Source organism: Elusimicrobiota bacterium, assembly GCA_041660185.1.
GTDB lineage: Bacteria > Elusimicrobiota > Elusimicrobia > 2-01-FULL-59-12 > 2-01-FULL-59-12 > JBAZWU01.
In genome coordinates this window covers 102,738-125,834 of sequence record JBAZWU010000005.1, presented here as the reverse complement: position 1 = coordinate 125,834, position 23,097 = coordinate 102,738, and the positions used below count along the sequence as shown (strand labels likewise).

24 protein-coding genes are annotated in these 23,097 nt (G+C 54.3%); 10 read left to right on the top strand and 14 right to left on the bottom strand.

Annotated features, from left to right (window positions below; translation table 11 throughout):
• The first annotated feature begins 15 nt into the window (after positions 1 to 15).
• Positions 16 to 1,695 carry an energy-dependent translational throttle protein EttA gene (ettA, locus tag WC859_05785; GenBank protein MFA5975662.1) on the top strand — a complete coding sequence of 560 codons (1,680 nt, stop codon included), beginning with the start codon at positions 16 to 18 and terminating at the stop codon, positions 1,693 to 1,695.
• On the opposite strand, the gene WC859_05780 is transcribed toward ettA, so the two are convergent.
• Positions 1,688 to 3,136 carry a hypothetical protein gene (locus tag WC859_05780; protein MFA5975661.1) on the bottom strand — a complete coding sequence of 483 codons (1,449 nt, stop codon included), beginning with the start codon at positions 3,134 to 3,136 and terminating at the stop codon, positions 1,688 to 1,690. The two genes, ettA and WC859_05780, sit on opposite strands and share 8 nt — an antisense overlap.
• Positions 3,137 to 3,498: 362 nt before the next feature.
• A complete protein-coding gene (locus tag WC859_05775; GenBank protein ID MFA5975660.1) occupies positions 3,499 to 4,347 on the bottom strand; it encodes a hypothetical protein in 849 nt (282 codons plus the stop codon).
• A gap of 235 nt (positions 4,348 to 4,582) precedes the next feature.
• On the opposite strand from WC859_05775, the gene WC859_05770 reads away from it, so the two are divergent.
• The 7 genes from WC859_05770 to WC859_05740 all read left to right on the top strand — a co-directional run bounded on the left by WC859_05770 (position 4,583) and on the right by WC859_05740 (position 8,384).
• Positions 4,583 to 4,801 carry a hypothetical protein gene (locus WC859_05770; protein ID MFA5975659.1) on the top strand — a complete coding sequence of 73 codons (219 nt, stop codon included), beginning with the start codon at positions 4,583 to 4,585 and terminating at the stop codon, positions 4,799 to 4,801.
• Entirely contained in the window at positions 4,798 to 5,022 is a 225-nt protein-coding gene (locus WC859_05765; GenBank protein MFA5975658.1) for a hypothetical protein, read from the top strand. Before WC859_05770 ends, WC859_05765 begins: the two co-directional genes overlap by 4 nt.
• A gap of 552 nt (positions 5,023 to 5,574) precedes the next feature.
• The gene (locus tag WC859_05760) at positions 5,575 to 5,913 is read left to right on the top strand and encodes a type II toxin-antitoxin system RelE/ParE family toxin (GenBank protein MFA5975657.1); all 339 of its coding nucleotides are present in this window, start codon (positions 5,575 to 5,577) and stop codon (positions 5,911 to 5,913) included.
• Positions 5,910 to 6,224, top strand: coding sequence for a transcriptional regulator (locus tag WC859_05755; protein ID MFA5975656.1), 315 nt, complete (start codon positions 5,910 to 5,912; stop codon positions 6,222 to 6,224). Before WC859_05760 ends, WC859_05755 begins: the two co-directional genes overlap by 4 nt.
• 66 nt (positions 6,225 to 6,290) lie before the next feature.
• Entirely contained in the window at positions 6,291 to 7,310 is a 1,020-nt protein-coding gene (locus WC859_05750) for a GIDE domain-containing protein (GenBank protein MFA5975655.1), read from the top strand.
• Complete coding sequence (locus tag WC859_05745; GenBank protein ID MFA5975654.1) at positions 7,289 to 7,855, top strand: LemA family protein; 567 nt, start codon at positions 7,289 to 7,291, stop codon at positions 7,853 to 7,855. Before WC859_05750 ends, WC859_05745 begins: the two co-directional genes overlap by 22 nt.
• Before the next feature lie 118 nt (positions 7,856 to 7,973).
• Complete coding sequence (locus WC859_05740) at positions 7,974 to 8,384, top strand: secondary thiamine-phosphate synthase enzyme YjbQ (GenBank protein ID MFA5975653.1); 411 nt, start codon at positions 7,974 to 7,976, stop codon at positions 8,382 to 8,384.
• Here WC859_05740 and WC859_05735 read toward each other — a convergent pair whose 3' ends face one another.
• The 4 genes from WC859_05735 to WC859_05720 form a co-directional block, all read right to left on the bottom strand.
• Complete coding sequence (locus tag WC859_05735; GenBank protein MFA5975652.1) at positions 8,385 to 8,846, bottom strand: hypothetical protein; 462 nt, start codon at positions 8,844 to 8,846, stop codon at positions 8,385 to 8,387. It abuts the gene before it with no gap.
• 253 nt (positions 8,847 to 9,099) lie between these two features.
• Positions 9,100 to 9,738 (bottom strand): CpXC domain-containing protein, encoded by a 639-nt coding sequence (locus WC859_05730; GenBank protein MFA5975651.1) that lies wholly within the window; start codon positions 9,736 to 9,738, stop codon positions 9,100 to 9,102.
• Positions 9,735 to 12,002 carry a tetratricopeptide repeat protein gene (locus tag WC859_05725; GenBank protein ID MFA5975650.1) on the bottom strand — a complete coding sequence of 756 codons (2,268 nt, stop codon included), beginning with the start codon at positions 12,000 to 12,002 and terminating at the stop codon, positions 9,735 to 9,737. The genes WC859_05730 and WC859_05725 overlap by 4 nt, the downstream gene beginning before the upstream one ends.
• Complete coding sequence (locus WC859_05720; GenBank protein ID MFA5975649.1) at positions 11,989 to 13,836, bottom strand: DUF2723 domain-containing protein; 1,848 nt, start codon at positions 13,834 to 13,836, stop codon at positions 11,989 to 11,991. The genes WC859_05725 and WC859_05720 overlap by 14 nt, the downstream gene beginning before the upstream one ends.
• A gap of 246 nt (positions 13,837 to 14,082) precedes the next feature.
• On the opposite strand from WC859_05720, the gene WC859_05715 reads away from it, so the two are divergent.
• A complete protein-coding gene (locus tag WC859_05715) occupies positions 14,083 to 14,742 on the top strand; it encodes a LexA family transcriptional regulator (protein ID MFA5975648.1) in 660 nt (219 codons plus the stop codon).
• A gap of 12 nt (positions 14,743 to 14,754) precedes the next feature.
• Here the strand turns inward: WC859_05715 and WC859_05710 are convergent, their stop codons facing one another.
• The 8 genes from WC859_05710 to WC859_05675 all read right to left on the bottom strand — a co-directional run bounded on the left by WC859_05710 (position 14,755) and on the right by WC859_05675 (position 21,438).
• Positions 14,755 to 15,384 (bottom strand): lysophospholipid acyltransferase family protein, encoded by a 630-nt coding sequence (locus WC859_05710; GenBank protein ID MFA5975647.1) that lies wholly within the window; start codon positions 15,382 to 15,384, stop codon positions 14,755 to 14,757.
• 77 nt (positions 15,385 to 15,461) lie between these two features.
• Positions 15,462 to 16,979, bottom strand: coding sequence for a radical SAM protein (locus tag WC859_05705; GenBank protein MFA5975646.1), 1,518 nt, complete (start codon positions 16,977 to 16,979; stop codon positions 15,462 to 15,464).
• The gene (locus WC859_05700; protein ID MFA5975645.1) at positions 16,942 to 18,540 is read right to left on the bottom strand and encodes an SRPBCC family protein; all 1,599 of its coding nucleotides are present in this window, start codon (positions 18,538 to 18,540) and stop codon (positions 16,942 to 16,944) included. The genes WC859_05705 and WC859_05700 overlap by 38 nt, the downstream gene beginning before the upstream one ends.
• Entirely contained in the window at positions 18,530 to 19,123 is a 594-nt protein-coding gene (locus tag WC859_05695; GenBank protein MFA5975644.1) for a lysophospholipid acyltransferase family protein, read from the bottom strand. The genes WC859_05700 and WC859_05695 overlap by 11 nt, the downstream gene beginning before the upstream one ends.
• Positions 19,124 to 19,223: 100 nt before the next feature.
• Positions 19,224 to 19,418 (bottom strand): hypothetical protein, encoded by a 195-nt coding sequence (locus WC859_05690; protein ID MFA5975643.1) that lies wholly within the window; start codon positions 19,416 to 19,418, stop codon positions 19,224 to 19,226.
• A 66-nt stretch (positions 19,419 to 19,484) separates the two neighbouring features.
• Positions 19,485 to 20,093 carry a ribosome biogenesis GTP-binding protein YihA/YsxC gene (gene yihA, locus WC859_05685; protein MFA5975642.1) on the bottom strand — a complete coding sequence of 203 codons (609 nt, stop codon included), beginning with the start codon at positions 20,091 to 20,093 and terminating at the stop codon, positions 19,485 to 19,487.
• 14 nt (positions 20,094 to 20,107) lie between these two features.
• Positions 20,108 to 20,704: a hypothetical protein gene (locus tag WC859_05680; protein ID MFA5975641.1), complete on the bottom strand. Its 597-nt coding sequence runs from the start codon at positions 20,702 to 20,704 to the stop codon at positions 20,108 to 20,110.
• Positions 20,701 to 21,438: an RNA methyltransferase gene (locus tag WC859_05675; protein MFA5975640.1), complete on the bottom strand. Its 738-nt coding sequence runs from the start codon at positions 21,436 to 21,438 to the stop codon at positions 20,701 to 20,703. Before WC859_05675 ends, WC859_05680 begins: the two co-directional genes overlap by 4 nt.
• Positions 21,439 to 21,715: 277 nt before the next feature.
• Between WC859_05675 and WC859_05670 the strand changes: the two genes are divergently transcribed.
• A complete protein-coding gene (locus WC859_05670; protein ID MFA5975639.1) occupies positions 21,716 to 23,068 on the top strand; it encodes a thiolase family protein in 1,353 nt (450 codons plus the stop codon).
• Positions 23,069 to 23,097: the final 29 nt, after the last annotated feature.

The window sequence follows — 23,097 nt, the reverse complement described above, 5'->3', positions numbered from 1 at the left end:
AAGTATAATAGTCATATGTCTAAAGATTTTGTTTTCACCATGAAGGGCCTGAGCAAGAAGTATGGCCAGAAGCAGGTCCTGAAGGATATCACTCTTTCATTTTATTACGGCGCCAAGATCGGGGTCATTGGTCTTAACGGCGCCGGCAAGAGTACGCTTCTCAAGATCATGGCGGGACTGGAAACCGAGTTTGACGGCGAGGCGTTTCCCGGCAAAGGCAGCAGCGTCGGCTATCTTCCTCAAGAGCCTCGCCTGGACGACCGGCTGACGGTGAAAGAAAACGTGGCGCAAGGCCTCAAGCACGTGACCGACCTTGTGGCGGAGTATGAAAAAGTCAGCGCGGGTTTTTCGGAAAACATGGGTCCGGACGCAATGGAAAAAGCGCTGAACCGGCAGGCGGAGCTTCAGGAAAAGATCGAAGCCTGTAATGGATGGGAGCTGGACCATCAGCTGGAGATCGCCATGGACGCGCTGCGCCTGCCGCCCGGCGAGTCACCGGTGACGCATCTGTCCGGTGGCGAAAAGCGCCGTGTGGCGCTGTGCCGGTTGCTGCTGCAGGCGCCGGATCTGCTGCTTCTGGACGAACCCACCAATCATCTGGATGCCGAATCCGTGGAGTGGCTGGAAAATCATTTGAAAGAGTACAAGGGAACGGTGGTGGCCATTACGCATGACCGCTATTTTCTGGACAATATCGCCGAGTGGATTCTGGAGCTCGATTACGGCGAGGGTGTGCCCTGGAAAGGCAACTACTCGTCTTGGCTGGAGCAAAAGCAGGAGCGCCTGCGGCGCGAAGAAAAAGCTGAAAGCCAGCGGCAGAAAACACTCGAGCGCGAGCTGGAGTGGGTGCGCATGTCCCCCCATGGACGCCAGGCCAAAAGCAAAGCGCGCATCGGGCAGTATCAGGAACTGCTGGCTCAGGACCCGGTCAAGCGCATGGAGGAACTGGAAATTTATATTCCTCCTGGACCGCGCCTGGGTGATTTAGTTATTGCAGCGGACGGTATTGCCAAGGCTTACGGCGACAATCTGTTGGTGGAAAATCTATCCTTTCAGATTCCGGCGGGTGCGATCGTTGGCATTATCGGACCCAACGGAGCCGGCAAAACAACGCTTTTTAAAATGATCATCGCGACGGAGAAACCGGATCAGGGAACGATGCGGGTGGGTGAGAGCGTGAAGTTGGGGTACGTGGACCAGAGCCGCCAGTCGCTTGACGACAACAAGACCGCCTGGCAGGAGATTTCCGGCGGCCTGGATCTGATACCGCTCGGCAAAAAAGAGATCAATTCGCGCGCCTACTGCGCCCGCTTCAATTTCTCCGGAGCGGACCAGCAGAAGAAAGTCGGGACGCTCTCCGGCGGCGAGCGCAACCGCGTGCATCTGGCCAAGATGCTCAAATCCGGCGCCAACGTGCTTCTGCTCGACGAACCCAGCAATGACCTCGACGTCAACACCCTGCGCGCCCTGGAAGACGCTATCCTCGAATTCGCGGGCTGCGTGCTGGTCATCAGCCACGACCGCTGGTTCCTGGACCGTATCGCCACCCATATCCTCGCCTTCGAAGGCGAGAGCCAGGTCACTTTTTCGGAAGGCAATTACCGGGAGTACGAAGAAAAACTTAAAGAACGCCTCGGAGCCAAAGCCCTTCAGCCCCATCGCATCCACTACAAGAAATTATCCCACTCTAATTAACGGCCGGGTATTCGATCGTCACCGTCGGATCGTCCATGAGGATCGCCTGGCCTTGCAGCTCCTTGGTTTGGATGCCCGTGCCGGCAAAATTGAGCGTCCAACGGACGGATTCATTAGGGAGTTCCGTAAGTTCTACCCGAACCTCATAGGTGCCATCCCCTGTCGGGTGAATTAACTCTTGCAGATCCGGGTTGTGGATGCTTTCCAAGGCGACGCGGCCCTGCGCGTCCGTGCAGGGCTGATCCCCGCAGGTGAGACGGCCGCGAAAGATGTAAGTGTATGTCCTCATGATGTTAGTCATCGGAACGCCGTTCAGCGAAGAGGAGGAAGGCAGCGATTTCATCACCGGCGGTGCAGGAGCGCGGACCGGCACGCGGACCGGAGGCACGGGGACCGCAGGCACCAGCGCCACGCGCGGCTGTTGAGAGGGACGATTCCAGAACGTGATCCGGAAGGCTTTCTGGGTGAACACCGGTGTAATCCGGGTCCCGGGATGATAGGTCGCCAGGTCAATAACGATGAGCCCGCGCACCGGAGGCGGGGCTGGCGGAGATGGGCGAAACCACCAGAACAGGAGGGCCCATCCCAAAAGGGTGATGAACACCACGGCAGCCTTTTCACGCGAAGACAGAGACTCGTTTCCTTCAGACGGCCGTTTGCGCAGGAACCAGCGGGCGGCGTTATAAAATGTCCCGGCGACAAAGAAAACCGCGATCCCGATGATCATAAAACCGATATCCGCAGGCTCCGCCAGACCGCGGACGATCGACCCGTAAACCCCCGCCAGCATTAAGCCGGCTGTTGACACCGCAACCAGCGACCACTTTGAAAGAACGAGCAGCGTAAAGGCGATGCCGCCCGCCGCCGACAGTGCCGCCCCATAAAGAAAAAGATCCGCGACTCTCTTTGGCCATAGGCTGACGTTCTCGGCCGGATGGGCCCAGTTCCATGCGATCAGGAGGAGAATGAAGACGCTCGCCGAGCTGAAAGCCATAAAAGCATGATCAATCTTCCGGATATCCTCCCCGGAAAATCCGGGCCCTCGGGAGGGGTTTCGTTCCTCCGACAGAGGGAGCGAGAAAAAAGACAAGGCGATGAGGATGATTAACAAAGCCTCCCCGCCGATCGTGACAACGACGGGTAAAGGCTTAAAGGCTTCTTTCAGTGAATACGGTTGGGAGAGGTAGAACCGTTCGTACAACGGCTGCACCAGGCTGGCCAGAAAAATAGCCCCGGGCAGAGCCAGCATCGTCCGGGTACCGGAGGCGCGGCGCCTGAGACCCCACCCGGCGATCGCTACCAGGCCATAGAGCATCGTCACCCAGAGCAGGCCGAACGCGTCGGATTTATAGGCGGCGAAAGGATTAACCGCCAGCGTCGCGGCGTCCATCACGCACGCCAGAGCGATCAGAAGAGAGCCGATGGTGGAGGGTGATAACACTTTGTTTCTTATGAGGTTGTATCTCCCTCGGAGGCCGCTGTCAATACCGCTTATTCGTCCGCTGGGTCACACCCCGTGAGGAGGGGCTGGCGTACCGGTGGTTGGCTGCTCACTCCGGTGCGATCTCCGGGCGCTCGGCGGATCGTCTTCTCGGCCCTCCAAAACTACGGTCGGGACCTCGATAGCGAGCCGCTCCGCCTCACTGAGCCCGCAAGTCGTTCGCATGCCAACCCCCGGCCCGCCTTGCAATCGGAAACGTAGGGGCGGGCGGGGCTGCCCGCCCGCCATAAATGCGCAGGCCTCACGTCGCGCTCCTGCGCAGGGTGGCACCCCTCGCATGCCTGAAAGAGTCAGACCCCTTTTCAAACCTGCTTGGTGATTGTCATCGTTACTGCCTCTTCTCGGAAATAGCGGCGAATGAAAATCAAGTAAGCGATCGCAATCGCTGACCACACCACGAGAATAACCAGATTTACTCGATTAAATCGGAATTCCGCACCGGTCAGCAACCGGAGCCAGTAACGCGATGACCAGAACACCAGTTGAACCCCCAAGGTTCCCCACCAGGCCCAGCGATACAACCGATAAAGACCCCAGGCACAGGCCGCTTGTCCGGCCATGACCAGCGCCCCAGCGGCCCAGGCTCCATGACCTTCCCTTAGGCCAATAGGCGCAACAATCTGACAGGCGAGATAAACACTGGCGCCCAGGACGGGTAAGGGGACCCGGTCCGTCCAGGCCAACGCGGGATGTCTTTTTTCACACGTGCGCTGAACATCCTGCGAACGGTAATACCAGGCGTATAGCCCAGAGATAAGGCAGGTTGCAACACTGAGGGTGCCCGCCATCCACGTGACTTTGACAAATTCATCGGGACGAGTCAGCCAGAACACCACCATTCGAGAAGAATCATACAGGCTGATCCACGCCAGGACCAGAATCAACGCCCGCGCCCACCGTTCCGCATTCACGGAACCGATTCCGAGCCATATTTTGGCCACCACGAGCGGAACAGAGAACATCGCCATTCCCATCATCAGACGGGCCGAACCCACCCCCATGATTATCGGAAGGATCGCTGTCATTCCCTCCATCAGCAACTCGAGAATGCCCATCGCAATCAGGGCTACACCGAAGCCGACCAGTCCATTGGACCGATCGCAAAAACCGGCTGATTCACCAACAGATCCTGCTCCACCCTGTGAGTCCATTGAGTCACCCTCCCTTCGGTTTGTTCTTCTTTATGTCAGACCTTTTATAAGAGGCCTTTCCATACACGATGCTGTCGTGATATGTGACAAAATGCGGCTTTGAAATTCAACCGGATAAGCAACACCGCCCCGCGGAGTCAAACCCCGGACCCAACTCAATAGATTTCTGATTTGTACCTAGTACAGTGTGAATATTTCTTCTCATAACTCCTCTAAACCAATAAAGGAGGCTGTTATGGCAAAAGGCAAGCTGTATAATGTCGCTAAGCGTTACCTGGAGATCATCGAGCAAATGGAACGCACATCAGACCCTGCGCGGTTGGTTGAACTGGAAGAGCAACGAGTGATCTGGCATAACAAACTGCTGGGGATTCTGAAACGGGAAGGTATTCCCTACCGGGATCGGGAGCATGTCACACAGCTGGCCGCCTATATTACAAGAGGGAACCATTGAACCTGGGAGCGATCGCTAAAGCTTATTCTGACTGCGTGGAGCTGGAAGAACGCGCCCGTACGGAATCGCCGTCTCTGACCGAGGATCTATCCCTCCTGCGCGCCGACCTTCACGCTATGCTGATGGACGCTCTCCGTCAAGCCAACATCCCCTTCACCGACCGCTCCGATGCTGCCCGCCTGGCCTTCCATCTCGCCCGAACCAAACAACCCATCGTCTGATGTTAAGCTGAAGTTGCTCTGTCCCATAGATCAACCACGTTTCTCCGTTGGGTCATGCACCTTTTGCCGGTCATACGCAACGAAGTCGAGTTGGACAAATTGCGGAAGTACATCCAAAACAATCCCCAGTTCCAGCAAACCGCTTAATTTGCTCCGTTGGGCCTGGCTCCTCCGACTCTTCTGTCCCACTGGTCAAACAGTCTGCAAAGTTTCAACTACGTCCCCTGGCCTTACCCGTCCCCTGGCCTTACCCCTGGCCTTACCCAGTCAGAAACAGCGGACCTGCCAGAACAACAGAGCTGGCCAGAACAACGGATCAGCCGGAACAACGGTCCGGCATAAGAGTCGTAACCGTCGTTCTGTCTTGCTCCGCTGTCTTAGCCATTATGCAAGCGAGCAGGGAGCCAGGAACAGCAGACAAGCAAGCGATCGAGCGAGTAATCGAGCCGTGAATAAATCAGCAGGACTTGCCTCTAAGATGCAGGAGCCTCCGTACGGCGGGATTGGCTCTTGAATAACCGTAGTTCATACGCTACGATAAGGGAGGCTGGTGTGGAGATAGGACCACGGAAGCTGATTTATTATGAAACAGAAATTGGATATGCCCCATTCCAGGAATGGTATTTATCGCTGAGAAATCTCGATGCGCAGATAGCGGTCCAATCCAGGCTGACGAGACTCCAGCGCGGCTTGTTTGGTGATTGCAAACCGGTTGGTGAAGGGGTTTATGAGCTGAGAGTCTTTGTCGGACCAGGCTACCGTATCTATGTAGGACTCAAAGAAAAAGCATGGGTGATATTGCTCTGCGGAGGCGACAAGAACCGTCAGGATAGAGACATTCAAGCGGCGAAAAACTACTGGCAGGACTATCAGAGGAGGTCTGTGAAATGAGCCCGGCAAGTTATGAAGAAGATTTGTACAAAGATTTAAGAAATCCTGTTTTTGCTTTGAAGTACTTGAACGCCTGTCTGAAAGATGGTGACCGTGGCGTATTTCTGTTAGCCCTGCGTAATGTGGCTGAAGCCCATGGGGGCATTGGCCGCTTAGCGAAAAAATCAGGCCTTAACCGCGAGCATTTGTGGCGGATGCTGTCCAAACGCGGGAATCCCCGGCTCGAGAACCTCGTCCAGCTGGCCAACGTATTCGGCTGGCGGCTGGCGCTCATCGGCAAAGAAACATCTCCATTACGAAAAGCCGCGTAGCTCCTCCGATAGTTGGCGTGTTTCCCCCTTGTTTTCAGTCAGTGGTCCTGATAAAACAATGCCGTTATGTACGTGCATCATTCTTCTAGCGGTGAGACGTGGAAGCTGATCGGGGTCTGCCTGATCGGCGGACCGGTGGCGCTTCTGTGGGGGCTTGGCAAACTGAATCAAAAACGTTTGCTGGAAAACACCCCCACCTCTAAGATCCGCTCGGCCGCGATGGGGCTTGTGGAACTGATGGGCATGGCCCGTCAACGCACCCCGATGCAGTCTCCGGTCACGAAACAGGCGTGCTGCTGGTGGCGCTGCATTGTCGAGGAGCTCCGTTCCAATGGTAAAAATTCCCACTGGGCTACCGTAAAGGATGTGCAGTCTCAAGATTTCTTCTTTATTGAAGACGCCACAGGCCGGGTGCTGATTGATCCGCTGGGCGCGGAATACCATGTGTTGAATATCACGTATGAGCTAAACGCTTCCACGCGGTCCATGATCGGCCCCGTCTTGAACAGCTGGGGACTGAATGATATGACCTGGTTCGGCGGGACCCGGCGATTGCGCCTGCGGGAACTCAGCATTCCTGAAAAAGCCCCTTTGTTTGTCCTGGGCGAGCTGATCAACACCGGCCAGCAGCATATCGAAGACCGGCAGGCTCGTTTTCGGGAACGTCTGCAGGCGGTAAAGTTTAATCCACGGCAGATGTCCCAGGCGGACACGAACCATGACGGGCAGGTTGACGCGGACGAGTGGGATGCTTTCCGGAACAAGCTCGAAGAGGATTTCTTGCGCGAAGAAATGCAACGTCAGTCCCAGAATCCCAACGTGGAACTGCTTTTAATTCGTCAACCAACGGAAAAACCTTTTATTATCTCTACCAAGGGGCCGGATGAGCTGGGACGGGCATGGGCCTGGCAGGCTCCGTTGGGAATCGCGGCCGGAATTGCCCTCTCGGGTCTTGGCATTTGGTTGGCGCTGCAGCAGCACTGGGATCCCTGGATTCCCCTCGCCCTTCTGGGCGGCGGTTTCGGGGCCGGTTTTTACTTCAAATTGAAGGGAGGCAGTACATCATGGGTCTCGTTCTGGCGGTAGTAATCGGGCTGATTCTTCTGGTGACGGTGATCTACTCGGTTTCCATTTATAACGGTCTTATTTTAGTCACCAACAACATCAATAAAGCCTGGGCGAATATTGATGTGCTTCTGAAGCAGCGGCATGACGAATTGCCAAAATTGATCGAGGTCTGCAAAGGCTATATGGCGCATGAGGCAGGGACCCTCGAAGCGGTGATCAAAGCCCGGCAGAGCGTCATGACCGCCCAGGGACCGGCGGCGATCGGGCAGGCGGAAGGAATTCTGCAGGGCGCGATGCGGCAGTTGTTCGCGTTGGCGGAAAACTACCCGAATTTGAAGGCGCAAACCTCTTTCCAACAGCTTCAGGAACGCGTCTCCGCTCTGGAATCCCAGATCGCGGACCGCCGCGAGTTCTACAACGACTCGGTCAATACCTACAACATCCGTATCGCGACCTTGCCGGACGTGTTCATTGCGCGTTCGATCGGGTTAACCGCCCGCGAGATGTTTCAGGTCGCGGAAGGCGATCGCGAAGACGTCAAGATCAGTTTCAAAAACACCTAACGTCTGTGTTCTCCGTGATGCAATTTTCTACAGTCGTCATCCCCGCAGGTCGTAGGCGGGGATCCATCATTGATGTTTAGATCCCCCGCCAGTGGCCGCGGGGGATGACGGAAAAAGAATGAAATCCTTTACCCATTATCTCTGGATGAACACACCGAAGCGGAAGCAACTGGTGAATATCACCGGTGAGATCGCTTCGGTGGTGGATAAAAGCGGCATTCAGGAAGGGTTTATCCTCGCTTCCGCGATGCACATCACCGCGGGAGTCTTCGTGAATGATGAGGAAAGCGGTTTAAAAGAAGACATCCTCGAATGGCTGGAACACCTGGCCCCGGTGGCGGATTACCGCCACCACCGCACCGGAGAAGACAACGGCGACGCCCACCTCAAACGCATGCTCGTCGGCCATCAGGTGCTTCTGCCGATCACCAAAGGCCAACTGGATCTGGGGCCGTGGGAACAGGTGTTCTACGCGGAATTCGACGGGCAGCGGCGGAAACGAGTTATTCTCAAAGCGCTCGGCGAATAGTTAGTTGGCAGGAACACACCACCGTATACTTCCATTACATTTGAGACGGTCCGGAACGGTCCCGGTCGGGCATCCCTCATCGGGTTCCGGCAGATAATACCCCTGGTGCATGGCTTTGATGGAAGCCAGGCAACACAGCGTGTCCAGACGGCCCATGCAGAGTTTCTGCAACTGGCTATAAAACTTTTCTTTTGCGGAATCACTGGGCCCCAATGCCCCGGCATCAGACGCTGCGGATTCAAGGGGTTTGGTTCCGTAACAACGGGACGTAACGACCGCTCCCCACTCCCAGTGCGCGTAAACGATGTACGAATCCCCCTCCTTGAAATCGATCCCGCAGTCTGTTCCCGCCTGAGCATCCGTCATGGACATTTCAGAGTCAGGGGATCCCTTGTAGGAATCCAGCACATCGAAAACGATCGTTTTAACCCCGGTTTTCTTGTCGATGCGGATGTCCGACACTTTTCCACTGAAGGCGTAAGCGGCTTGTTCCTGTTGCTCCTGGGGGTTTAGCGGTGGACACTGGCAGGCGGCGTGGACGATTGTTGACAGAAACCCAACCAGACAGAAAAATACGAAATGGCGGGCGCACAGCGGTGCGCCCCTACAGTTCCGATGGATCAATGGATTCGATTTCCGTGGATATGGAACATTTGATGTATGGGGATTTGTAGGGGCGCACCGCTGTGCGCCCGAGATCGCCATCCATGGGAATTTATTCGATCGGCCATTTTGGATCAGCCTGAATCCGCTCGCGCAAGCGGCCATAAACATCAAGGGCCGGATTGATTTTCAGCAGCCGGTTTATGCCGGCCAGAACGCTTTCGCGGTTTGTGGAAGCGGGCGAATCCCCGCTGGGGATGACCCGGACAAGATCCTTCTGCCGGGCCTGAGAAGGCCGCAGCTTGACGAACGGGATAGCGTTCTCCTTGCAGATATACTCCGCGATCTGGCTTTGTTCCGCGAGCTCTTCTTCATGGTCCATCATTTCAATCAATGACTCCAGTCCAAACAGAAGGATCGGATCATACGGAATCCGGTTTTTCTCCGCATAAACCAGTTGCGCATGGCGGAATCCTTCGATCATCATCACGCGCAGTTCCTCGGCCTGTTCCTTCTGGCTGAGCGGATAAATATACGCCACGAGCTCGGCTTGAGGGTCCTGATACAGCACAAAATGATCCTGATACGTCACATAGGAACACTCCGGGCACATGATGAGGTTCAGCTCGCCCCCGAGCAGCAGCTCTTTCAGTTCAGGGTCTTGTCCCGCGTGGACCGCGGTCCATACCGTTCCCTGAAACTCTTCACCGCACTGCTCGCAGGTGATATCGATATCGTTGTAAGTGCTCATTTTAAATGGGACATCGCCATCGGCAAATACCGTTTCCAGCGCGCGTCCTCCGGATGCGACCGGGCCATGGCTTGAAAATGTTCCACCACCTGGGGCCACGCGCCTTTCTTCCAGAGCAGCACCGCCAGATTATACCGCCCATCCGCGCTATCCGGATCAAACGAAAGGGCCTGTTGATACAGATTTTCGGCTTGCGACAGATTCCCAAGCCGTTCCTGAGCGACACCTCTCTGAGCCAGCGCCTGCGCGCGGTCGCGGCGGATTTGCGCCGGCAAAGGCGGCAGCGATTTCCAGGCCGCGGCTTGTTCCATGAGCTGTTGAAACTGGCGGTCAGCGGTTTGATAGGCCTGGTCAGCTTCCGGATAGCGATTCTGCATGAAATACGCATAGGCCAGCTCGAAAGAGGCATACGGCAGATCGGGTTTGTAGCGAAAGGCGTTCTGATAAGCCGTTTGCGCGTCCGTCCATCGCCCGGCGCGGAGCGCTTCCTGGCCGGAACGCATCCAGGCTTTGGCATAGGCTTCGACGAGTTCCTGGGAAAAGAAATCACGGTAAGCGGTTGTCCGGTAAGGACCGCGATAAGCGTACAGGTCAAAAAACGCTTCGGACGGGAATGTTTGCCAGCGCTCCGGGGCGGAGCGATTCGGGATGAATACAATGGCTCCTTTGGATTGAAAAGGCGGAACAGCGCCAGCCGGCCAGTCGATATCCAGCGTCGCCGCGACGAGGCGGTCCGCGTTGAGACGGGACAACTGATCCCAATCCGAGGCCGTCTTCAGCGGATGAACCGTTATCCCTGAGCCCTGATCCCTCATCATGCGAAGGTACCAGGGGCTGCCCATCAATCCCTGCGCCAGAGGCCAGCGGCCGGCGCCATTGGGATAAATCCAATGTCCGTACAGGAGCGAAAAAGCCGGGACATCCGAACGCGCGACCACGATCGCTTCGGGCGGCAGCGTCCGGTAAACGTTCCGGGCAAAATCAACTGCCAGATAGTTATCGCGTTTATTAACATCCTTTAGAGTGGTCCACCCCTGCCAAACCAATAATGGGATTAAAATAAGAATTAATAGCCAACGCGGGGCTTCCGCAAGTACCCTCACCCCTACCCTCTCCCTCAATAGGGAGAGGGGGATGAATCTGGTACTCCCTCCCCCTGCGGAGGGGGACCACGGGGCTTCCGCAATTTCCTGTAGCGCCCCGAGTCCCGCGTCGTGGCGGGAGGGCTGGGGTGAGGGTACCAATCCCCCTAAACCAAACGCCACAAATCCTAAAAAGAAAATGTCCGGCATCAGATAACCCGACTCCATGATCGCCACCGCGTGCGGATTGATTGGCAAATTGCCCAGAAAAATAAATAGCGGCCCGGTGACGATAAATCCTGTCAGCAGCGCTCCGCAGATCCAACGGTCCCTGCGCCAGGCCCTGAAAGAGCCATAAAGCGCCAGAGGCAACCCGGCATAGGCAAAATCCCGCCACAGGTGGACCGTATAAAGCCGTAGCTCGGGTAAAAAGTTCTCCCCCATCGGATAAGACGTTGAAAGCAGGTCGAGCGTCCCGGCATAACCCCTCCGCAGAAGGGTCCTCATCAGGTTTTCAAGGGTGGAAGGATCATTCCAGTTGAGGAGCGGATGTTGACTCGCGCGCAGAGGCAGATAGAGGTAAAGCATTAACCCGCCGAGGAACCCAGCCAGCAGAATCAACGGGGATGGTTGAAGAGCGTCTGGATTATCTTTGAATCGGCTCCACCCGAGCATCAGCATCGCAGGAAAAGTCAGGAGCAAGTCCGCCCGGTTGGACAGGCCGGCGCCGGCCAGAAAAGCCGCCAGAAGCCATTGCCTGTAACAGAGCGAAACCAGAACCGCGCTCAAGAATAGAAGATTCAGGGCATACATCTCCGCGATCAGCGCGTGCGCCCAGAAGTGATAAGACAGCAGTCCCAGAAGTACGCTGGCAACCGTCGCCGGCAAAGACCCTGTGAAGGCAGCGAAAAGAACGCTCACGAGCGACCAGGTGGCGGCCATGGTCACAGCGGAAAGCACATTCAAGCGATATCCGGGATTTCCAAGAGGTAAACGCGTCGCCAGATGGCCCAGGAGGGTGTACGCCGGATAACCCGTCGGATGCAGAATGCCCAACGTAGCGGTGGTGGTCGTCATCTCCCCGGCGTCGCGGAAAGGAACCAGCGCCGGCCCGGCTGAATAGAGATAGAGCGCGAAAGCTCCGGCTCCAAGCCAGAAAGCGTGCCGCTTAACGGCCGGCATGAGTTCTCGCCTCCTCTGCCGTGACGGCGCGCTGATTAGAGAGGGCCACGTTATCTTTAGGGTTCCATCGCAGGATCACATCGTAAATCCGTCGGGCCTGTTTATAATCCGTTTTCTTGTAAGCGTTGTAGGCCCAGACGTGCAGCGTATACAGAAGATTCGGCGTGAGCCAGAGAACATCCGGCCCGGCGGCTTGAGCGGACTCGAAATATGCTACCCCTTCGGCGTAGCGCCCCCGCGTTCCTTCAAGACTGCCGCGCTGATAGGCGTAATAGGGAGCCAACGCGCGTGTCCGGTAATCCTCCACCCATTGAGTTGACGGGGCTGTCCACGGTGCGATCTGCCGCAGGTTATACAAATCCCACAGAGCGGATGCGCCTGAAAGACCGTAAAGCAATCCCCGCGCTTCGAGATGCCGGCCTTGCAGTATGTCCGGGTTCATGGTGGCGTAGCACAGCGGCCGCATCCCTTGTGCCAGCGTCTGCTCAATCGCCTGCCGGCGCGCTTCTTTCTGAGGGCCTAAGCGCCGAAAATCCGGTCCGTAAAGGCCAGGGAACACAACGCCGCCGCGGTCATGAAACTGGATATCCGTCCGGCGATGTTCAACCTGCGTCAAGTACGCGGTGGTATAGAAGGTATCATCCCCGCCGTCCATCAGAAAGACCGCCGCAGGAGGCAGCGAGTGAAGCGTGTTGCGGCCATAGGCGTAGGCGCGCAGTTCCTGACGATTGGATGTGGCGCAGGCCAGAGGAATCATCCATCCCAGACTCAGCAGCATCAACGCTCCCGCGACCCATTGCGAGCGGTTGGATAGATACTGAAAACCGGCGGCCGCCAACAGACACCAACAGAGCGTAGGCGCGATTTGAAAACGTTCGAGTAAACCTCTGGACTGTGCATCAAAAGGCAAGTTCCCAAACCAGAAAAAGAAGGGACCCAGAAAAAGAAAAGAGGTCAGCACAAGCATCGTGCGCTGTTTGTCCTGTTGCCACCAGCTCCAGATGCCAAGCAGACCCGCGGCTGCTCCCACCCAACGGACCTGCTGAAACCAGCCGGCGCCGAAGCGCTGAAGATGAAGAACGGTATTGGCAAGTGTGCGCGCCGGGGCCGTTCCCAGCGCCAGTGTCAGGGTTCCATAATCCGCGCGGGTCACCAGGCGCCACCATTTGTCCAGCGACTCCGCCTGACCGATATTCAGGAACGGGTGGCAGGCGGCCCGTCCGTATAGAAAAGCGTAGACCGATCCTCCCAAAAGAGCCGCCATCCCCAACGTCGGAAGAAGCACCTTCCAGGATGTTGGGGTTTTCCCCTCCAGCCAAACGATCCAGAGAAAACCAGGCAGTGCAAAAACAATCGTTTGATGATTTCCAAATCCAAGCGCCAGCAGGAAAAGGGCCAGCGCCCATTGCCGCCGGAAGGCGGTGAGGAATAGCGAGGCCAGAAAAACAGCATGCAGCGCAAAAACTTCGCTGACCTGGCTGTTGGCCAGAGGGGCACGGCTGAATAAGTAAAAGAGAGCGCCCGTGCCAGACGCCAGAAGGCCAAACCCGGCTTCACGCGCAATCGCAAAAAGCAGCAGGACCGCGATCGCGCCGCACAGAGCGGAAAATAAATTCGTTCGAAACGCGGGATTGCCGAAAGGGATCAGCGAAGAAACACTCCTGGCCAGAACGGTATAGGTTGGAAATCCCGGCGGGTGAGGAATGCCCAGCGTATGCGCCGCGGTAATGAACTCTCCGGAGTCCCCCACCGAGACGCTCGGGGCGGCGCCGTAGAGATAGAAAGCAAAGCCCGACAAAAACAAAACGCTGCCCAGAAAGCCGTTACGTGTCATAGTTCGATTCCGCTACGTGCTTCGACTTTCGCTCAGCACCCTAAGCCTGCCGAAGGGCTCCACTCACTATAGCCCTGAGCGAAGTCGAAGGGCATCGTCGGGAATTATACCTGTCTTGGGTCGCTTTGACATTAATACAGATGTATGGTATCTTTCGCTTGGTCGTCATCCCCCGCGGTCTCTGGCGGGGGATCTAAACATCGATGATGGATCCCCGCCTACGGCCTGCGGGGATGACGGAGGAAAATGTTAAGCGAAGTGCAGGAAAAGATTTTGGGATTCATCCGCCACTATCTGGACTCCAACCAGATCCCCCCTACTCTGAGGGAAATCCAGGACCACTGCCGGTTTTCCGCGATCGGAACCGTTCAATATCACCTCAAACAGCTTTCGGAAGCCGGTTATCTTGCGCTTAAACCGCGTTTGTCACGCGGAATTCAGCTGACCCATCGAGCCGCAGGCATTCCCATTATCGGCCGCGTGCCGGCGGGCCCGGCGCAGCTGGCTTTTGAACAGGTGGAAGGCTATCTGTCATCTCTCCATGAATCGGCGCGGACGGTAGATGCCCGACCTGCCAGCCGGCAGGCAGGCCCAGCCCCTATTGCGGCGCCGGTTCCGGCCGAGGCACGCGGGCTCTTTGCCTTGCGCGTCAAAGGCGATTCCATGGTTGGAGCCGGAATTCTGGACGGCGATCTGGTGATTGTTCGTCCGCAGGCTTCCGCCAAAAATGGAGACATCGTGGTGGCGCGCCTGGATCAGGAAGAAGCCACGGTGAAACGTCTTATCCGAAAACCCGGCGTGATTCATCTGGCGCCGGAAAACCCCCGGTACAAAGCCATCCCCGTCGACGACAATACCCAGATTATTGGAAAAGTGATCCGGGTTGTACGTCACTACAACGGATAACTACAAATCAACTCATTTGGCCTGGCCACGGTCCGTCTGTCCAGGGACGCCGGCATCTAACATTCCCTTGATAATCGTCCGGAGTTTAGATAGGCCTTCGCGCAGGTCGGTTTCGTCGATATAGTCCCTTATTTTAGTCGGGAATAAATAAACTGGTTTGCCGATTTTGACCGTGAGTTTCCGCCGCCGGGGGATGATCGCGCCGGCGGGAAGCGATTCGAGGGTCCCGAAGATGGCGCAAGGCACGACGGGCCGGCCTGTTTTATACGCCAGAATCACCGCCCCGCTTCGAAATTCCTTCAACTGACCGTCCCGGCTGATTTCCCCTTCCGGATAGAGGCCGATATTTTTGTTTTGCATCAACAAGGACATCGCTTTCTCTGTCGAGTGGCCCCTGGGGATCGTTTTCATGGCGAACAGAAACCATTTCAACCAGGCAAAGAGATAGATATCCTCCATGGCGATGCAGTAAATCCTTTTGCGCACCGCGGCCATATACACCGCGGGATCCAGATAGCTATTGTGATTGGAAATGATAATGAAGTTGGTATTTTCAGGGATGTTTTCTAGTCCCTCTACGGTAAGAGAGAAGAAACACTTAAAGATGACATAGAAGATGCCAGTAAATATCCAATACCACATTGAAAGATGGTTTGATCCCTTTCGGTTAAGGATTTCTCCAATTCTTCCTAAAGTCAAGGTTGAATTTTAGCGTCGGCTTAACTGCGAGACGGCGGGGTAACAGTGGGAAGGCCAATCGCTTGCGAATGATTTTGATGGGTTATATTTTTCGCATAATCATGATAACTTAATGCAGCAAAGGTAAGGGTAGGAGCTGGCACATGGCGATTCCATAGGCATTTAAGTGCAAAGAACATACGGTCTCCTTGAAATTGAGATATGATTTTAAATGATAAGAGAAGTCTCAGTTTAGTGAATAAACCTCTGAGACTTTTATTTTTTCTTGTAAATACGCCTTTACTCCAAAGACAACTGAATCGTTTATACATGCGGTCATAAGAATAAATTTGCCGGACTAAATTTCCGCGTTTTTCCTGAAGCGTATCCGCCGAAATAAAACGGGGCTTAATACAGACATTTTCAGCATTATAGTTCTGCCAATCCTTATGTAGGATTCTCTTTTCATTCTCCATATTCTGATACAGTCGAGTTCCCGGGGGAGGCGTAAGAATATTTATCATTGAGAATCCTATATTAGTCTCATCAATAAACTCTGCCGTTTTTTCGAATATACTTTCTTCATCTGCATCGCTACCTAATATAAACGAACCAAACACACTAATCCTATGCGAATGAACCTTATGAACAATTTCCTTATACTCAGCAACTTTATTCACTTGGCCTTTGTTCATTACTTCCAGACTCTTTTGGGAAACAGACTCAAAACCCACAAAAACTGAACGACAACCTGCTTTGTGCATCAGGTCTAACACGCCATCATTATTTAATCTATTTACCGAAGATTGACACATCCATGATCTGATTTTCAAAGGTATTAATTTTTCCAGTAACTGTTCAGCATAGCTGGGGACAGCCAAGAGATTGTCATCCGAGAAGAAAATCATTTTCCTGTTGTCGATTTTTTGTAAGGTTTCAATTTCTTCTATAACCCTTTCTATGCGCCTATGTCGATATTGCCTGCCATTAAATACTTTTACTGAACAGAAGTCGCAATCATAAGGGCAGCCGCGACCTGTTTGAATAATGAAATGCAAATACTTGTCATTCTTTAATAAGTCCCATCTGGGAATCGGAGAATTCGCCAAATCTGGAAATCGAGGCGCGCGATAAAACTTCTGTAAATTCATCTTTTGCGCATCTCTCACGGTGTGTTCCCATATCTCTTCGGCTTCACCGATGACGACAGAATCGCAATGTTGAATCGCCTCTTCGGGGAGCATGGAAGCATGAATTCCTCCCATGACCACCGGGATAGCTCTTTTTTTGAATTCGGCTGCAATTTCATAGGCGCGAGGTATGAAACTGGTCATTCCAGTGATGCCGACTAAATCCACCTTTTCATCAAAATCAATAGGCTCAATATTTTCGTCTGTCAATACAACTTCGATATCGGCAGGTGTTAAGGCCGCTAACGTTAGTAGAGCTAGGGGTGGTATGCTGGCTTTAATGCCGGTGAGTTTGCAGAGTGTTCTGACATCCCAGAAACTCTCCCCCCACTCAGCTTTTCTTGCCGGTGCTATCAGTTTTATTTTCATTGATTGCTTGCTTTATCTTCTCAATCATTGACGCGTCTATTTTCTTATGACCCCGATAAAAATCCGCGACCTCAAAACCGTGTTTTTTGCCTAACTGCCTTATTTCATCTATTCTTTCTGGAGTAATGTTCCATTTGCCAAAACTGAAGTTTTCATAGCGCTTTTCAAAAGCTAAAATTATTGATTCGGCGAAACATCCGTAAATAGTATCGGTTGAAGGTAATCCAACATCAATAGGGTAGTTGATCGCAGTGGGAGATTTTGATAAGCCGCCCGAGAATATGAAGATGTCTTCTCTCGGTGTAGGCGCGTAAGAGATGTTTTTGGGATAGGCGACATCACAAATGATAGAACCGGGTTTGAACCAATCAATGTGAAGGATGGCGGTAGCAGCGCTTGCCGTTGCAATGATTATATCCGCGTCTTTTACCGCTGATTCGTTATCGGTCGTAGCGACTATCCTGGCTTTTTTTCTTTTGGCTAAGTCCGCTTTGAGTTTATTTAAGTTTGCTTTTGTCCGGCCGGTTATGGTCAGCTGCATCACATAGTCTGCTAAAACGCCGGCACAGGCGCTTCCGATGTCGCCCGTTCCTCCGATAATGGCTAATTTTGCTTCAGCAAGGTTAATATTCAGAAGCTCAGCCGCTTTACGCACGCCGTCGATAGCCATGGCCGCGGTAAAACTGTTTCCCGTAGTCACCGGGATATCGACCTCCTTGGCCACATCCTGGCCGATCCTTTCCGCGACAATTGAAGTAAAGCCTCCTAAGGTTACAATCCCGATACCGCTCTTTTCCGCCACTTTACAAGCCGTTACGACTTTAGAAAATACCGTCCAGATATCTTTTTCGATCATCTCCGGGATGAATGTGGCCAAGACCATACATCCGTTTGCTGTTTGTCCTGTCTTGGATCTAAAATCCCGTATATCGAGTGCTTTAAAAGAGGGAGTGTGATGGAAAAGTTGTCCCATGAATTCCAGGGATGGCATTTTAAAATCGGAATTCAATGTTCTTAGAGAATTTTCAAAATGCCTGAAATTATAGAAATGGCCGATAATTCCAAACCCGTTGATGTTCGTGCTCCGACCGCGTTTGCAACTGGCATATTTTTCTGAAATCAACCTTTGTTCAAATGCATATAGGATTGACTCGAAATTCTTCGTCACTAATTTCGTTACGTAGGCATCGGCAAATTCCTTGATTCCCGGAATCCCGACGTTCATATAGATAGAGACGTCTACTTTAGTCCCTCCCGGTTGTTCTTGAAGAGTCCATTTTCCATGGAATTCTGCTAAATCCCCTTGAGTGGCTTTAAAATAAATGGCGTTTTCCCGAAGAGTGAACGTGTCCTCTTCTGTCCAGCTTAATGGCACGTCGTCAACCTGCACGCGCCATTTGATGAGCCTGACATTGTGTTTCTTGCTGATGACGGTGGCCTCTTTGACGCAGGGGATATAGGCAGGAAACTCTTGGACTTTAGCCAAGAGACGAATGACTCTCCATCTTTCCGCGGGAATTACTTTGGATATCTGTATTTCAATTAGATCATTAGCCGGCATTTAACATCCCCTTGATGATATTCCTAAGTTTAAACAGGCCTTCTTGCAGTTCGATGTCGTCATTAATTTCGTCGAATTTCTTTTGGAAAAATACAGGTTTACCGATTCTGATCTTCAACTTTCGTAGCCGGGGGATTATGGCGCCGGGAGGGAGCGCTTCGGAAGTCCCGAAAATGGCGCAGGGCACAACCGGGCGACCTGTTTTGTAGGCCAAAAGCACTGCCCCGCTCCGGAATTCCTTCAACTGGCCGTCCCGGCCGATTCCTCCTTCCGGATAGAGGCCGATGTTTTTGTTCTGCATCAATAAATCCAACGCTTTCTGTGTCGCGTGGCCTCTGGGGATGGTTTTCATGGCAAAGAGAAACCATTTCAACCAGGTAAACAGGTAAATCTCCTGCATGGCGATGCAGTAAATCCTTTTGCGGACAGCGGCCATAAATACCGCGGGATCCAGATAGCTATTGTGATTAGAAATGATGATAAAGTTGCTTTTCTGTGGGATGTTTTCTAATCCCTCGACGGTAAGAGAGAAGAAACACTTAAAGATGACATAGAAAACGCCGGTAAATATCCAATACCACATTAGGTTGATCCCTTTCACTCAAGGATTTACCCAGTTCTTTTCAAAGTCAAGGACAAATTTTATCCCATTTGGTGGGACATGATTATCAGTCACCAGTGACTCAGAGCCTCCGGTAGAGCCGGAAGGCGACGATGGCCAGAAAGCCGGCAACGAAAAAGCCCACCAGGCTCAACGCCTGCGATACCGGTTCGCCTCTGATGAAGACCTCCCAGCGGAACATAACCCGAAATCCGTGCAGCAGTGCAACGACCGAGAAAATAACACCGGTGACCAGAAGATACGTTTTAGTGTTCACGATTGCCTCCCTATGCAGTTGCTCTGTCCCACAGCTCAACCCTGTTTCTCCTATGGGTTTGACAGATCAGTCTGACCCCTTTTCCGATGGCCGGTCGAGCAAGGCGATCACGTCCTGACGCAGCGTCTGAATCCCGTCACCCTCTCGGGCGCTGATCCAGGCGATCTCCCGGGCGTCGATATGTAAGGCCGAGGCGATCTGCTGGCGCTGCGCGGACTGCCGGGAAGCCCTCACCTGGTCCGCTTTGTTAGCCAGGACCCGAAAAGGCAGCGCCTGCACTCTGAGCCAATGCGCCATCTTCTGGTCGAGCGGCGTCGCCCCGACTTTTGCATCAACGATGAGAAAGACACAGCGCAGCGAGGGGCGGCCCGTCAAATAGCCTTCGATCATGTCCGACCACGCCTGGCGCGATTCGATGGGGCCGACGGCAAAGCCGTAGCCAGGCAGGTCGACTAGCCAGGTCAAATGACCCGTCTCATAGACGTTGATCGTTCGCGTACGGCCAGGCGTTTGAGACACCCGGGCGATTTTCTTCTGGTGACAGAGGGCATTGAGAACGGAACTCTTGCCGCAATTCGACCGTCCGACGAAGGCGGTTTCCGAACGCGATGGTTCGATCTGCCGGGGATCCGCTTCGGAAAGCAGAAAATGAGCGTTCTTTAGATTGGATTTCATTATTCAATGACCTGCTAGAGGCTGAATCCAATGCCTAGTTCGGGATAGACCTGCGAGCAGTGGTCGTAGATCGCTTTATCGCAGTTCAGATAACCTTCGTAGACAAGACCTGCGTTGAAGGTGCTGTTTGTTCCCAGCGGGAAGAGAAGACCGGCTCGCCCGCCGGCGGAATTCAAGGGAGAGAATTCGTGGCTGTACATCGAACGCCGATAGTAGCCCCCGAGGTAGGGGCGCCAGCCGTTCATTTCTGGAAGAACATAGGTCAATCGCGGGCTGACCTCGTAAATCTGAGGTCTTGAACCCACCCAGACTTCCCCATCCATCCCGGCTTCCAGATTATTGAAGAGGTAATAGCCAGCCCCCAGCCCGATAATGCCATAACCGTTATCATTGAATGATCCCCATCCTGCGCCAACCGAAAGACGGGTGCGGCCTCGGTCAAAAAGTGAGGCATCGACTGAGGCGGCGAAGGATAACGGCAGCAGCACGGAAAGCAGAAATAGCGCAACCAGAACGATCGCGACCACCAGCACCCAGAGTCTTGGTTTAGAGGGGCGCTCTCTGTCATCCACTTCCGGCCTCGTCATGTACTCACGGTCACTGATGCTCATAGTTGTCTCCCGTTTGTTGAACCTTGTGGCTCTGTCTTTTCCGGCTTTCGCAGAAGTTTCCGGCAGAAACTGAGCAAAAATCGAACCGTGGCCGGCGGCAAATGAGCGCCGTGCAGGGCGTGCCGGATGCGTCCCAGACGCGCGGCCGGTTCATAGCCGGCCGGATAGTCGATGGCCTGGCCGATCGCGGCCATCACTTCGATCAAGGGTTCACGCTCCAGGGACGATACCGGCGGCGAAACCGGAGGTTCGCATTCGTGGCGCCGCATCTCATAGAGAACAATCGCGACGGCATGGCTGAGATTCATGGAGGGGGTGCCGGGCTGCGTCGGAATTCGAAAGATCGCCTGGCAGCGCGCCAGTTCCTCATTACTGAGGCCGCTGCGTTCCGATCCGAAAACAACGGCGACCCGTTCACAGGCTGGGAAAGAATTCAGATACCGATTCAGCGTGGGCAGTTCCATCACCGCATGCTCCATCGGGCGCTGATGGAGTGAACTCGTTCCGATAACGATGGAACAGTCTTTGACCGCCTCTTCCCACGAAGAAACCGCTTTCGCCTGCCGGACGACTTCTTCGGCTTCCGGCGCCGAACGCGTTTCCTGCCACACCGGTTCGAACGGTTCCAGCACCACGAGATCGGAAGTGCCGAAGTTCGCCATCGCGCGGGCACAGGCGCCGATGTTGAGCGGATTGCGCGGCCGCACCAGCACCACACGCACAGTCCTAGTCATTTATCCCCAAGAAGCTCGCACGACTTCTGCCGGTTTAAATTGCTGGCATTTGCACCAGATGCACTTGCGGCTTAAGGGCCGGTGCGACTTCTCCCGGCACCCGCACAGACACCGCGACATGCCTTTTGACCGTGCCCAGTCGATGTCTTTATCAAATTGAGCCATAGACAGTTTTCCCTCTTACGCTTCGCCTTTAGTCCATACAATCTTACCATCCATTCTACATTCGTTGTTTGGAACCTTGTAATTTTGAGTGAGCAGTGCTATACAAATCTAGATGAAGCCCCGCGAGACGAAAGTGGTCCTCTGCAGCGGTATTCGAACTCCCATCGGGCATTTCGCCAAGAGCCTGGCCACCGTTTCACCCGAACATCTTTTGATGATGGCGATCAATGGGTTGCTGGAGAAGACCACGCTGTATCCGCATGCCGTGGACGGCGTGATGGCCGGCTGGGTCGGGCAAGGCAGTCACGCGCCCAATATCGCCCGGATATCCGTCCTGCTCTCTCACCTTCCGGAGAAAGCCCATGCCGTCACCCTGCAGGCCAACTGTGTTTCCGGAATGGAAGCGATCGCCTCGGCCGCGCGTCATATCGTGATGGGCGAGGGCGAGCTCTATATCGCCGGCGGCACGGAGTCGATGTCCAATTTCCCTTATGCCATCCGGGGCGACCGCAGCATGAAAGAACTCCGGTCTCTTGAAACCGTGAAAGCGAACTGGGCGAGCCTCCTGGAACACGAAGGGATTGGCGTGGTGGACTGCATCGAAGAGGGGCTCATCGATCCGGTGAAGAACCTTAATATGGCTGCCACCGCCGAGGTGTGCGCTCAGATGTATTCGATCGACCGCGCGTCGCAGGATGCCTACGCGTATGAAACCTACCGGCGTGCGCTCGAGGCCGAAGAGGGCGGTTTCTATGCGACGCATACGGTTTCGGTTACGGAAGACGGAAAAACACTTCTGGAGAAAGACGAATATCCTTACCTGCGCGAGAGCCTGGTCCGCAAGCCCGGGATGTTGTCGAAAGCCCCGCTGATTTTTAACGCCGCCGGTTTCACGATCAAGGAATTTTATGAGCTCTACAAAGAACATATCATCGGGAAGACGTATCTCCCCGAGCTGTCGCAGGCCACGGTGACGCTGTTTAACTCCTGTGCGCGATCCGACGGGGCCGCGGCGGTGATCGTGGCTTCCGAAAAGCGCGCGCGCGACCTGGGGCTGGAGATTCTGGCGGAAGTCGTGGATTGGGATTTTTACGGCAATAACCCGGCGCATATGGGCGTGGCGCCGGCGTTTGCGGCAGCGGAAGCGCTGGAGCGCGCGGGCATCCGCTTTGACGATCTGGATGATATTGAACTGCATGAAGCGTTTGCCGCGACCTGTTTATCGATCTTCAAAGTGGGCCGGGAAAAATATGGCCATCATTGGGAAAGCAAGTGGAAGGAAGGCAAGCTCAATCCCAACGGAGGCTCCATTCCCCTCGGCCATCCTCTGGCGGCCACCGGAACCCGCATCGTCCTGAACGCGCTCTACCAGATGAAGCAGAAGCCCAACATCCGTTACGCGATGGCGGCGGCGTGTGCGGCGGGCGGGCTGGGCGGGGCGATGATCCTCAAGCGTTACAATTAACGTCAGATCTGCCAGAACAACGGATCAGC

What these genes read in the sequence shown, in the direction of transcription:
- WC859_05680 (MFA5975641.1), bottom strand. Translation starts at nt 20,704, where the DNA reads ATGAGCATCAGTGACCGTGAGTACATGACGAGGCCGGAAGTGGATGAC.
- WC859_05755 (MFA5975656.1), top strand. Translation starts at nt 5,910, where the DNA reads ATGAGCCCGGCAAGTTATGAAGAAGATTTGTACAAAGATTTAAGAAAT.
- WC859_05715 (MFA5975648.1), top strand. Translation starts at nt 14,083, where the DNA reads ATGTTAAGCGAAGTGCAGGAAAAGATTTTGGGATTCATCCGCCACTAT.
- WC859_05725 (MFA5975650.1), bottom strand. Translation starts at nt 12,002, where the DNA reads ATGCCGGCCGTTAAGCGGCACGCTTTCTGGCTTGGAGCCGGAGCTTTC.
- WC859_05675 (MFA5975640.1), bottom strand. Translation starts at nt 21,438, where the DNA reads ATGACTAGGACTGTGCGTGTGGTGCTGGTGCGGCCGCGCAATCCGCTC.
- ettA (MFA5975662.1), top strand. Translation starts at nt 16, where the DNA reads ATGTCTAAAGATTTTGTTTTCACCATGAAGGGCCTGAGCAAGAAGTAT.
- WC859_05720 (MFA5975649.1), bottom strand. Translation starts at nt 13,836, where the DNA reads ATGACACGTAACGGCTTTCTGGGCAGCGTTTTGTTTTTGTCGGGCTTT.
- WC859_05770 (MFA5975659.1), top strand. Translation starts at nt 4,583, where the DNA reads ATGGCAAAAGGCAAGCTGTATAATGTCGCTAAGCGTTACCTGGAGATC.
- WC859_05730 (MFA5975651.1), bottom strand. Translation starts at nt 9,738, where the DNA reads ATGAGCACTTACAACGATATCGATATCACCTGCGAGCAGTGCGGTGAA.
- WC859_05740 (MFA5975653.1), top strand. Translation starts at nt 7,974, where the DNA reads ATGAAATCCTTTACCCATTATCTCTGGATGAACACACCGAAGCGGAAG.
- yihA (MFA5975642.1), bottom strand. Translation starts at nt 20,093, where the DNA reads ATGAAATCCAATCTAAAGAACGCTCATTTTCTGCTTTCCGAAGCGGAT.
- WC859_05745 (MFA5975654.1), top strand. Translation starts at nt 7,289, where the DNA reads ATGGGTCTCGTTCTGGCGGTAGTAATCGGGCTGATTCTTCTGGTGACG.
- WC859_05670 (MFA5975639.1), top strand. Translation starts at nt 21,716, where the DNA reads ATGAAGCCCCGCGAGACGAAAGTGGTCCTCTGCAGCGGTATTCGAACT.
- WC859_05700 (MFA5975645.1), bottom strand. Translation starts at nt 18,540, where the DNA reads ATGCCGGCTAATGATCTAATTGAAATACAGATATCCAAAGTAATTCCC.
- WC859_05750 (MFA5975655.1), top strand. Translation starts at nt 6,291, where the DNA reads ATGTACGTGCATCATTCTTCTAGCGGTGAGACGTGGAAGCTGATCGGG.
- WC859_05710 (MFA5975647.1), bottom strand. Translation starts at nt 15,384, where the DNA reads ATGTGGTATTGGATATTTACTGGCATCTTCTATGTCATCTTTAAGTGT.
- WC859_05695 (MFA5975644.1), bottom strand. Translation starts at nt 19,123, where the DNA reads ATGTGGTATTGGATATTTACCGGCGTTTTCTATGTCATCTTTAAGTGT.
- WC859_05775 (MFA5975660.1), bottom strand. Translation starts at nt 4,347, where the DNA reads ATGGACTCACAGGGTGGAGCAGGATCTGTTGGTGAATCAGCCGGTTTT.
- WC859_05705 (MFA5975646.1), bottom strand. Translation starts at nt 16,979, where the DNA reads ATGAAAATAAAACTGATAGCACCGGCAAGAAAAGCTGAGTGGGGGGAG.